The following is an 846-nucleotide window of genomic DNA, read 5'->3' as shown; positions in this document are numbered from 1 at the left end:
GCGGCTGTGACGGCAAGCCTGATGCGCAGACCGCGGCCGCGGCAGCCATCACCTCTGAAAACGGCAACATTACTTTAGCCGGCGATTTGCTGGCCGACCGGTCGCTGCTGCTGACGGCCAATAACGGCGCTCTGACGCTCGGCGGCATCAATTTGAGCACGCGCACGGGCGCTAGTGTTCAAGCCCAAAGCAAACAGGGCATCAAGCTCAACAATGACATCCTCACCCACAATGGCGGCATTGCCATCCAATCGACGAATGGCGCCATTACCGCAGCCGATGACATCGCCATCGACTCCGGCTCGGCAGGGTTGGCCCTGAAGGCGAGCGGCAACGTCAACCTGGGTTCCCTGTGCCTGATCTCCGGCGAGTGCGGCGGCAAAGCGGCAGCGCAGACCACGGCGGCGGCAGCCATCACCTCTGAAAACGGCAACATCACCTTAGCCGGCGATTTGCTGGCCGACCGGTCGTTGCTGCTGACAGCCAATAACGGCGCTCTGACGCTCGGCGGCATCGATTTGCGTTCACGCCAGGGCGCTACTTTGCAAGCCCAAAGCAAACAGGGTATCAATCTCAACAATGATATCCTGACCAATAACGGTGAGATGGCCATCAGCTCGACAGGCGGCGCCATCAAAATGGCGGACAATAAAATCCTGTCCGCAGGCAATCGCAACATCACGCTGACCGCCGGCAGCGATGTGGATCTGCAGCATCTCGTGACTACGGGCAAGATCGCTGTGATCTCGGGCGCCAATGCAACATTCAAGCAGGCTTTGACGGGCCTGAATAATCAGGGTATCGGTGAGTTTACCGTCGATGCCGGCGGCAACGTTGTGCTGAACG

At 59.5% G+C, this 846-nt stretch carries 1 protein-coding gene; it reads left to right on the top strand.

The annotated features are described in order from the left end of the window. Window positions 1-846: hypothetical protein (locus IT781_RS21970; protein ID WP_194972300.1), on the top strand; the 846-nt coding region annotated here is incomplete at both ends.

It is taken from the genome of Methylobacter sp. BlB1, assembly GCF_015476545.1.
In the GTDB taxonomy this organism is placed as follows: domain Bacteria; phylum Pseudomonadota; class Gammaproteobacteria; order Methylococcales; family Methylomonadaceae; genus Methylobacter.
This window is presented reverse-complemented; position numbering and strand designations above follow the sequence as displayed.